We start from the raw sequence: 2,233 nt of genomic DNA, 5'->3' as shown, positions 1-2,233 counted from the left end.
CTCCTGGACCGTGCGCAGCCGCGACGAGGTGGCCGAATGCGACGCTTGGTTCGATCACCACATCTTCGAGTCGTTCGTCCCCGACGAGCACTGAGACACGCCCGGCCTGTGCGGACTCTGACACTTTTGTGACTCTGACACTTTCAGAGACTGGCGTTATGGGGGTGGTGACGTTTTGTTGGACTCCGGTTGTCCTTGTTCTTCGATTATGCCACGAGCCCGAGCTGGTGTCTTCGGCGGGTGATGCTGGTGCCGTACTCGAGCTTGATGCGTTCGTCCCGGTACCAGACCATGTACTCGTCCAGTCGCCGGATGAACTCGTCCATGCTCACGCCCGTGAAGTCCCGTTCGTGGAAGAACTCCTGCTTGAGCCGGCCGAAGAACCCTTCCGCGGCCGCGTTGTCGGGGCTGCAGCCCTTCGCGCTCATGGAACGCGTCAGCCCGTGCTCCTCGCAGATGCCGATCCATCCGGGCCACCGGTAGTGGCAGCCTCGATCGCTGTGGATGACCGGACGCTCGCCGTCCCCGAGCGTGGAGCACGCCTCGCGCAGCATCCGGTTGGCCAGCTCGGCGTCCGGCCTGGTGCCGATGGTCCAGGCCACCGGCATCCCGTCACAGCAGTCGATCACCGGCGACAGGTACGCCTTGCCCGCGGGGATGCGGAACTCGGTGATGTCCGTGACCCACAGGCGGTTCGGCGCCTCGGCGTGGAAGTCCCGGTTCACGAGGTTCGCGGGCGCCTCGCCGCCGATCTCGCCCCTGTACGAGCTATAGCGGCGCGCCCGTTTGAGCGGGGGAACGAGCCCGTGCCGGGTCATCAGCCGCATGACCCTCTTCGCGGACACGACGATCCCCGCGCCCCGCAGCTCGAGCCACACCCGCCGGTACCCGTAGCGGCGGCCGCTGTTCTCGAACGCCTCCCGCACCAGGGCGAGCAGCCCCTCGTCGCGGTCCGGCCTGGCCATCGCGCGCAGCTGGTGGAAGTACGTGCTGCGCGCCAGCCCCACACGGGCCAGCAGGACCGCGACGGGCAGGCCGAACGCCTCAGACGTCCCCCTGACGAGTATCGCCTTCTCCCTTCTGGTCAGGTTTTCCGGGTCTGCGCCCCGCCCTTTTCCCACCAGCTCCAACGCGCCCCGGCGCAACGCCAGCTCGATCCCCAGCTCCCGGCTCTCGGCCCGGTCCCGCTCCAGACCGGCGGCCAGCGCGGCCAGCTCGGCCCGCGTCCGCTCCAGCTCGGCACGCGCCCGCTCCAACTCGACGCGCACCCGCTCCAACTCGACGCGCGCGTCCATGGGCGCATCCCCGTCACGCATCACCGGCTCCCGTCCCTCGAGCGACATCCTGCGCTTCCAGTGTGCCACGGCCGACGGGTCCACGCCCGCCAGACCCGCCGCCTCGGTCTGCGTCATCGCCCCGCTCGCGCACGCCTCCAGCAACGCCTCGCGCACGCCCCGCGGCACCGGACGCCGGCGCACGGCCTCCCGGCCTCCCGGCGCCATCGCGCGCACCCACCTGAGCAGAGACCCGACACACCCCGGATACCCCAACTCCCGTATCACGTCCAACGCGCGGCCACCGCACGACAGATAACGCTCCACCGCACGCACCTTCTGCTCCCACGTATACGACGCCACAAACCACACTCCTCCACACCAAGGAGTCCAACTTTCCGTCACCACCCCCATTTCAACGTTTTGTGGAATGTATCACGGTCACGATGTGTCAGAGTCCGCGCAGGCCGGGCGTGTCGGGGTGGGGAGTGGGGTCGGGCGGCCTCGTTTGCGGTTGCGTTTGTGGGTTTCCTGGTTACGCGGGACGCAATTTTATAAAAGTACAATACTATAAAGTATGATACTAAGTATTGTACTTGCAGAAAGGCTGCATCATGGTGGGGTTTATCGGACGTGAGACCGAGTTGCAGATGCTGCAGCGCCGTTATGATAGTGGGAAGTTCGAGCGCGTCGTTGTGTACGGGCGTCGCCGGATCGGCAAAACGGCTCTGATCAATCGATTCGTTCAAGACAAGCCCGCCATCTTCTATACCGCCACCGAGAACGGCGCTGAACGCAACCTTAAAGGGCTCAGCGCCAGCATCGCGCGGTACCGCAACGGGCTGAACAGCGTGGGCTCGCCCGTGTATGAGGACTACAGGGATGCGTTCGAGGATGTGTTCCGCATGGCCGAACGCGATCGTCTCATCCTGGTCATTGACGAATACCCGTATCTGGCC

General features: G+C 65.7%; 2 protein-coding genes. One reads left to right on the top strand and one right to left on the bottom strand.

The window, feature by feature from the left end:
• Positions 1 to 206: 206 nt before the first annotated feature.
• Positions 207 to 1,601: an IS3 family transposase gene (locus H9626_RS15820; RefSeq protein WP_497801160.1), complete on the bottom strand. Its 1,395-nt coding sequence runs from the start codon at positions 1,599 to 1,601 to the stop codon at positions 207 to 209.
• Positions 1,602 to 1,888: 287 nt separating this feature from the next.
• On the opposite strand from H9626_RS15820, the gene H9626_RS15815 reads away from it, so the two are divergent.
• The coding region (locus tag H9626_RS15815; protein WP_262892003.1) for an ATP-binding protein at positions 1,889 to 2,233 on the top strand (345 nt) is incomplete at its 3' end.

Origin of the sequence: Phocaeicola faecium (assembly GCF_014837055.1) — a bacterium.
GTDB classification, from domain to species: domain Bacteria; phylum Bacteroidota; class Bacteroidia; order Bacteroidales; family Bacteroidaceae; genus Phocaeicola; species Phocaeicola gallinarum.
This window is presented reverse-complemented; position numbering and strand designations above follow the sequence as displayed.